The sequence below is a fragment of the Streptococcus sp. GMD4S genome, from assembly GCF_000296955.1.
The window spans coordinates 1-8,148 of record NZ_AJRE01000073.1 but is presented as its reverse complement, the minus strand read 5'-3'; the positions used below and the strand labels follow the sequence as shown (position 1 = coordinate 8,148).

Annotated in this window: 6 protein-coding genes; all 6 read left to right on the top strand. The window is 41.4% G+C overall.

All coding sequences use genetic code 11. The features are described 5' to 3' along the window. On the top strand, positions 1 to 425 hold a 425-nt coding region (locus GMD4S_RS06360; RefSeq protein ID WP_000463667.1), incomplete at its 5' end, for a LytTR family DNA-binding domain-containing protein. 5 nt (positions 426 to 430) lie between these two features. After that, complete coding sequence (locus GMD4S_RS06355; protein WP_000725733.1) at positions 431 to 1,105, top strand: LiaF transmembrane domain-containing protein; 675 nt, start codon at positions 431 to 433, stop codon at positions 1,103 to 1,105. Between the two features lie 107 nt (positions 1,106 to 1,212). Further along, positions 1,213 to 1,401, top strand: a complete 189-nt coding sequence (rpmB, locus tag GMD4S_RS06350; protein ID WP_001140948.1) for a 50S ribosomal protein L28 — start codon at positions 1,213 to 1,215, stop codon at positions 1,399 to 1,401. Positions 1,402 to 1,553: 152 nt separating this feature from the next. Next, positions 1,554 to 1,919 (top strand): Asp23/Gls24 family envelope stress response protein, encoded by a 366-nt coding sequence (locus tag GMD4S_RS06345; protein WP_000216434.1) that lies wholly within the window; start codon positions 1,554 to 1,556, stop codon positions 1,917 to 1,919. Between the two features lie 2 nt (positions 1,920 to 1,921). Next, positions 1,922 to 3,589, top strand: coding sequence for a DAK2 domain-containing protein (locus tag GMD4S_RS06340; RefSeq protein ID WP_000036681.1), 1,668 nt, complete (start codon positions 1,922 to 1,924; stop codon positions 3,587 to 3,589). A gap of 176 nt (positions 3,590 to 3,765) precedes the next feature. Continuing rightward, positions 3,766 to 8,148 (top strand): YSIRK-type signal peptide-containing protein (locus GMD4S_RS06335; protein ID WP_008289325.1); only part of this gene is annotated, 4,383 nt, incomplete at its 3' end.

Below are 8,148 nucleotides of genomic sequence, written 5' to 3'. Positions count from 1 at the left end.
ATGGCAATTTAGAGGAGACTGAAATTGTCATCAAGACCCCCACTTTGACAGATGAAATTGCAGATTTGCAACGACTTTTGCAAGAGTCAAAGGCTCCGAGGTTGACTTTTTACAAGGGGACAGGTGAATATTATCTAGACCTGTCAGAAATTCTCTTCTTTGAAACAGAAGGGAGTAAGATTTATGCTCATAACCAGAAGGAAGCCTATGAAGTTCGCCTCAAGCTCTATGAGTTGGAGTCCATCTTACCTCGCTATTTCAGTCGAGTGTCCAAGTCAACGATCGCAAACATCCGTCAGATTTACTCAGTGGATAAGTCCTTTTCAGGAACGGGCACCATTTCCTTTTATCAGACGCACAAGGAGGTTCATGTCTCACGACATTACCAATCCCTCCTAAAAGAAAATCTAAGAAACATGAGGTAAAAAACATGAAAAAGAAAGCATTTGGTATTGTTTTATTGGTTTTAGCAGCTTGGATCTTGCTGCAAGGGAATTTTGGAATTCCTTCTTTGGATGGCAAGATATGGCCTTTGATTGGTATCGCCTTTTTTGCTTACCAATCAGTTGAAGCTTTGCTTCGTCGTCATCTAACATCAGCAGTTTTTACCGCTCTAGTAGCCTTAATGATTGCGAATCATTTTTATAACATTCTTCCTATTCCAAACCAGTCTTTGTTTTGGGCTAGTATCTTAGCAGTGCTAGGTGTTGGTTATCTGACGCATTCAAGTAAGTTCTGGAATGAAAAAAAATGGTGGTACGATGGGAAAAAAACAGTCGTCACGGATAAGGAAGTCGCTTTTGGTAGCGGGACCTTCTATAAGCAAGATCAAGATCTCGTAGATGACCAAGTGGAAGTCGCTTTTGGGGATGCTAAAATCTACTATGATAATGCAGAGATGCTAGGTGATTTTGCGACTTTAAATATTGAAGTGGCCTTCGGGAATGCAACCGTCTATGTTCCGCAACACTGGCGTGTCGATTTGAAAGTAGAAACCTCCTTTGGTGCAGCTAAGGCAGATGCTCCTGTAGCACCAACCAGCAAAACCTTGATTATCCGCGGGGAAGTCGCTTTTGGTAAACTTGGAGTTGTTTACGTTAAATAAAAAAAAGTCTCCGAATTTCCTTGCCAAAATAGAGAAAGTGTGATAACATAGTACGGTATGTGGTGCTAGCACATCCGCTATATTAGATCTAATAGGAGGAAAACACAATGGCTAAAGTATGTTACTTTACAGGTCGTAAGACTGTATCAGGAAACAACCGTTCACACGCGATGAACCAAACAAAACGTGCCGTAAAACCAAACCTTCAAAAAGTTACTGTTCTTATCGATGGTAAACCTAAAAAAGTTTGGGCTTCAGCTCGTGCTTTGAAATCAGGTAAAGTTGAACGCGTTTAATAAAAATGAAAAGACCTAACTGGTCTTTTTCTTTTGCTCTAAGGATAAAATCATTTGAAAAATAGAGTAAATATCCGCCGATACAGCATTCTGCTTTTACACTTGGGCTGAAATATGATAAAATAGAGTATCAACTAGTTGAGGTAAAAAAAATGACTGTAAAAATTAATACAAAAGATGGTCAAATCGAACTGACAGATGAAGTGATTGCAACCGTAGTAGGTGGTGCCGCAACTGAGATTTTTGGTGTGGTCGGTATGGCTAGTAAAAATGCCCTCAAAGACAATTTCCAAGCCCTTCTTGGTAAGGAAAATTATTCTAAGGGTGTTGTTATAAAAGCAGCCGAAGATGGTAGCATTGCAGTTGATGTTTATACCGTATTGAGCTACGGAGTAAAGATAAGCGAAGTGTCAAAAAACATTCAAGAGCGTGTTCGTTTTAGTTTAGAAAATCAACTAGGAATTACTGCTCAGACTGTGAATGTCTACATTCAAAATATCAAAGTTGTAGGAGAATAATCGTGTCAAAAATTACTACCAGTTTATTCCAAGAGATGGTGCAGGCTGCATCAACTCGTTTGAATAAGCAAGCAGAATATGTCAATTCATTAAACGTCTTTCCAGTTCCAGATGGAGATACTGGGACAAACATGGGAATGACCATTGAGAATGGTGCGAAAGAAGTAGCAGACAAGCCTGCTTCTACAGTTGGAGAAGTAGCGAGCATTCTTGCTAAAGGACTCTTGATGGGTGCGCGTGGGAACTCAGGGGTTATCACTTCTCAGCTCTTCCGTGGCTTCTCTCAGGCTATCAAGGAAAAAGATGAATTAACAGGTCAAGACTTGGCTCTTGCCTTCCAATCCGGTGTCGAAGTAGCTTATAAAGCGGTTATGAAACCAGTTGAAGGGACCATTTTGACTGTTTCTCGTGGAGCGGCTATTGGGGCTAAGAAAAAAGCCGAGGAGACAGATGATGCTGTTGAGGTCATGCGTGCAGCCTTGGAAGGTGCAAAAGCAGCTTTGGCTAAGACACCAGAAATGCTTCCAGTCCTTAAGGAAGTTGGTGTGGTAGACTCAGGTGGTCAAGGTTTGGTCTTCATCTACGAAGGATTCCTTTCAGCTCTTACTGGTGAATACAGTGCTTCTGAAGACTTTGTAGCGACTCCTGCCAACATGAGTGAAATGATTAATGCAGAGCACCATAAGTCTGTGGCTGGACATGTTGCAACTGAGGATATTACCTTTGGTTACTGTACAGAGATTATGGTAGCCCTCAAACAAGGTCCAACTTATTCTAAGGACTTTGACTATGATGAATTCCGTAACTACTTGAATGACTTAGGCGACTCTCTACTTGTTGTCAATGATGATGAAATCGTCAAAGTTCACGTCCATACAGAAGATCCAGGTCTTGTCATGCAAGAAGGTCTCAAATATGGTAGCTTGATTAAGGTAAAAGTGGACAACATGCGTAACCAACACGAGGCGCAAGTTGAAAAAGAAGCAACTCAAGGAAACAAGCCTGCTGAAACAAAAGAGTATGCCCTTATCGCAGTAGTAGCTGGTCAAGGTTTAGCAGATATCTTCCGTGCCCAAGGTGTGGATTATGTTATCGAAGGCGGGCAGACGATGAACCCTTCAACAGAAGACTTTATCAAGGCTGTTGAACAGGTCAATGCTCGCAACATCATCTTCTTGCCAAACAACAAAAATATCTTTATGGCAGCTCAGTCTGCGGCTGAAGTGCTTGAACAACCTGCTGTTGTGGTAGAAGCGCGTACAATTCCTCAAGGGTTGACCAGCCTTCTTGCCTTTGATCCAAGCAAATCAATCGAAGAAAACAAAGAACGCATGACTGCAGCCCTCGGTGATGTCATCAGCGGTAGTGTAACGACTGCCGTTCGTGATACAACTATCGATGGATTAGCAATTCATGAAAATGACAATCTTGGTATGGTCGATGGGAAAATCCTCGTGTCAAATCCTGACATGCACCAAACCTTGACTGAAACTTTGAAACATATGTTGGACGAAGATAGTGAAATCGTGACTTTCTATGTCGGTGAAGACGGAAGCGAAGAACTTGCCAATGAAATTGCCCAAGAAATCGCAGAAGAATTCGGAGATGTTGAAGTAGAGATTCACCAAGGTCAACAACCCGTATATCCATATCTTTTCAGTGTGGAATAATCGTGAAAATTAAATGAAAACAACAGAAGGAAGCTGGTTTTACAGCTTCCTTTTTCTATGCAAATGGAGTTATAAAGAAATTTATGTAGAAATGAACATTCTATTGGAAATTCTATTTACTATAAGTTATAATGATAAAGCTGTTATGTTAGATTAAGTATGAATATAAAGGAGAAATGATGAAGAAAAAATTTTTTAATCAATCTTTTTCCCGCTTTTCAATTAGAAAGTTAAGTGTTGGGACCTGTTCGGTATTGCTAGGAACCTTTATGGTGATGGCTACTTCTCCGGTGCAAGCAGATGAAGCTCAAGTCAACAATAAGGAACAACAAACGCAGGCAGAAATTCAACAAAAGGAAAAAAGTGCTGAGAATGGGCCGGAAGTCATTTCTGAGCCTCAAAAAGAATTGACACAGAACGAAGCGGTTAAGGAGCTGGAGGATAAAGCTGAACCGTCCAAAACAGAAGTATCTTCACCAGTCGCTCAGAGCCAACCAGTTTCTCAAGTTGACAATATCAAGGAAGCGAGTCAGCCTTCTTTAGATGAGGAGAAAAAGCAATCTATAGAATCAACTCAAACTGAGCAGAAAAGCAAGGAAGAAAGTGGCTCTAGCGGGAAAACTTCTTCTAGGCGCAAGAGATCGCTAGATGAAGTCAATGCTGCATTTCAAGCTCATTCGCCAATCAAGGATATCCATGCGGTAGATAGTGTCCGTGAATCCTTGACTTTTAGTATTACTGGGCATGAAGCAGACTATTCTGGTGGGTATATTAAAATTCATTTCCAAAATGGGAAGGCTATTAAATTGACCCCTTCTCCAGTCGGTGGTGTAAAGTTTAGCCAAGAAAAAGCGAATGGGGATCTTGATTTAAAGATAGAACCTGCGAATCTGAGAGGTGGGGCAAACTATAACTTCGTCTATACTTTTCAGATAGATCCTTTGACGCAGAATTGGGGAGGCGCTGTCCAAGCCCTTGGACCAGACCATAAGGTGACCGCAACTGCTAAGCTCTATGACAAAAATGGCAATGTCCTCAAAGAACTTGGAAGCATTGAACACACATGGAAAGTCTTAGAAAACGGTGTAGGTGGTCTGACACCAATGTCTAACAATCAGGTCATTGGCTATGATCGAGACAACGATGGTATCGTTGACGATGGTTCGTCGGTTGTGTCTTTCTACCTATTTAATGGTGCGAAAGATCCTAAGAATAATACGGCAAGAAATGATTATTTCAACTATGGAAATGGTGTCTTTGATGGTCGTATGATCAATGGTATGGGGATTAGTGATGTCGGGGGACATATCATTGATCCTGTCACTTCTTATACCTATAATGTAGATCTAAAAGAAGGTTATGAATTGACAGATGAAGCCAAAGCTTTGGGATGGACTGCCGATGCGACGGGTTACCATCTGACCATTAACAGAGCTAACAATCCGCTTCAAGATATCAATAACAATAAAAATAAGCTCATTCCAATTTCTTTTAAGTTAAAGAATGCCAAAGTAGCAGATATCAATAGAAAAGCGCAAAACCTAACTGTGACAGGTATCTATACAAAAGCAGATGGGACTAGTTATCAAAATACGGCCGTTCTTCCCTATACTCTCTTTGTTCAAAAAACAGATCAGCCAGAGTCTTCTCTCTTCGAATATAGACACTATAATCAGTCTGACTCGGAGATAATTCGTTCCTATGGTGAAACAGAATACCGTTCTTATGTTCGACTCTCATCAGTCGCTGAGGTTGAAAAAGATTATCCTATCAATGACTACACGGTCACCCATAGAATACAAGACCCACGAGAGTCTTATCGAGAAGTCAATGCGATTGAGGAGCGTTATTGGAATGAATTTTTCTCTTCACCGGATGCATCTGTAGAAGTATACAATAAAGCTACAGGTGAGTTGTTAGGGACTTTTAATAGTAACACTCGTAGCCTACGACTGACGGAAGAGCAAGATGTGAAGGAACTGGAGTACAAGTTTAAAAATATCAAGATGAGGAAGTCCTCAACAAATGATACATCAATGTTTGTTTTCCAGACCAAAACACGTTTTAATAATTGGGAAAGTCTCTATAAAGATTCGACAATCAGTAAGTTGGATTCTAGAACGGATTTCACATTTAACAATACTGGTAACACTGTTTCCTTATCTCAAACGGCCTCAGCTGAATTAACACGCGTTAGCCAGCAAATTTCGATGGTTGGACGCCGTCGGACAGATGTCTTTAATCGACACACAGATGCTTCTGGTTTTAAAGAAGATTTTATCACAAGGACTGCGGGTAAAGAAACTCCTACCCAGAACTTCGCAAACTTGACAGGAGTTTACCATCTGGCTTATTTGGCTGATCCACAATTAAACTTTAGTGGGAATCCTAATTTTAAGGTCTATTATAATTACAAAGATACTGGGAAAACTCTCTACTATGCCCAAGTAAAGGGGACTCCAGACTCCCCTATGCCTGCAACACTTTTGAAGTTAGAAAACAAGACGATTCCAAATGGGACCTACACCTATAAAGCGATTGCTTTTTGGGACGAGGAACTTCCTGACGTTCAAGCTCAGAATGGTTATGACTTGGGGGAGCTAGATGGGATTACAGTTACCTCGAAAAATTCAGTTTCTTATGACTTCGATGTGATCGTACAGGCTTCTGAAGCGAGTGGTGTCTACTCTGAAGTGAAGAGAGCTACAAATCAACACTTTGCCTATAATACTCAAGAACATTATCCTGGTGATGAGATTGATTTCAGAGTGACCTATAAAAACGCAGCGAAACAGCCTGTTTCAGACGTTTATGTTTTGTCATCCTTGCCGATGAAAGGTGATAAACAGCTAGAATCCAGAAATCGTGGCTCTGAATTTACAGTGAGTTTGACAAAAGCTCTAACACCACCTTCAGGCTGGGAAGTTCAATATAGTCGCACTGCGGGCACTGCTGCGGAAATTAATGCTTCACAATGGCTCACAGCAGATCAAGTGTCGGATTGGTCAGAGATTCGTGCAGTTCGTTGGCATTCGACTGCTCCGGTTGCTGCTGGAAGTAGGGTTCAATTTCCTATCAATGGAGCAGTTATCGGGCAAGATACTGCCCCAGGTGCTACGGCTTATCTTTCTTCGGCATTGGCAAATGGCAGTTCCAAGTACACTGAGTCCAATAATGTTTCAATCCAAATGTCTACCAAACTGTCATCTGCAAGTTTTACCTTTGTGGATGTAAATGATCCATCTAAGGAAGTACAACTAGGACAGGTAGACACAGTTGTAGGCAAACCTAATGGACCAATTTCTTATGATCCTGATCGTCGAATTAAGGAATTAGAAGATGCAGGATATGAACTGATTAGTAACGATTTTACAGATCATAACTTTGGTGACTTGGCTAGCCCAAGACAATTCAAGTTTCAGTTTAGACATAAGATTACAGAACTAACCGAAACTGTTCGTGGAACTCGTGAAATTAATTATGAGTATTACAGAAAAGCAAAAAATCCTGATTTATCGCTTCTTCCTCCCAGACATGTAGAATCCCATTCGTTTACTCGAACCAAGAGAATCGATCAGGTTTTGGCAAAAATGCATCCAAATGATGCGACAGCAGGTGTGACATACTCAGCCTGGTCTGCAGACCAAACTTGGTCTCAAGTGATTTCGCCTGAAATTCCTGGCTATTACCCAGGTGAAGATATTGACGCAAATACATTGTCGGGAGATGAGGCTCTTGATCAATATTGGATTAGTGCGATAAATCCGAGCGATGAAGAGTTGGAAAAAGAATTCTCTTGGGATAGGTTGGTGTATTATGTTCCGCTTCCAGTTGTACCTTCAGCAAGTGCAGCGAAATCTAAAGGCTTTCAAGGGCAGAAGCAGGCAGCGACGATTCAATTTGATGAGGATAGAGCAAGCGAGAGCGAGGTCCACTTTACAAAAGGGACAACAACCATTAATGGAGCAAAGAAATCCGTTGAACTAGTCCAAAGTAGTGTCTTTCTTTATGATGAGAATGGACAAAAGGTAACTTCGCTAACCATTGCCGACCAAGGGACGTACGATTTAGATCTTGTAAATAAAACAATTGTCTTTACTCCACTGAAAACCTTCTATGGTCCGGCAACTCCAGTTCGAGTTGGAGTGGTGGATAAAAATGGGGAGTCGGCTGTAACGACCTATACCCCAGTTGTTGAGAAAGTAACTCCGACTGGTTCAGGTGATAAGACAGAAGGACTTCAAGGTCAAGTCCAAGAAGGTAAAGTGACCTTCACGCCAGGTCATGACTCAGTTCCATTCCCAGCTGATTCAACTCCACTATTTGACAACGGTACAACTGTGAAGGAAGTGCCAAATGTTGGTAAGTTTGAAGTGGACGCAGAAGGCAAAGTGACCTTCACTCCGGACAAGCAGTTCAAGGGTGAAACACCAGAACTTGAATTGACTCGTGTTGATGCCAACGGAACTCCAGTTACTGTCAAGTACCAAGCGGTGGTGAAAGAAGTAACCCCAACCAGCACTAACGCAACCAGCACAGGTCCTCAGGGTGTTCCACAA

Excerpts from the sequence above, each read along its gene's own strand:
- GMD4S_RS06355 (WP_000725733.1), top strand. The coding sequence starts at position 431 with ATGAAAAAGAAAGCATTTGGTATTGTTTTATTGGTTTTAGCAGCTTGG.
- rpmB (WP_001140948.1), top strand. The coding sequence starts at position 1,213 with ATGGCTAAAGTATGTTACTTTACAGGTCGTAAGACTGTATCAGGAAAC.
- GMD4S_RS06345 (WP_000216434.1), top strand. The coding sequence starts at position 1,554 with ATGACTGTAAAAATTAATACAAAAGATGGTCAAATCGAACTGACAGAT.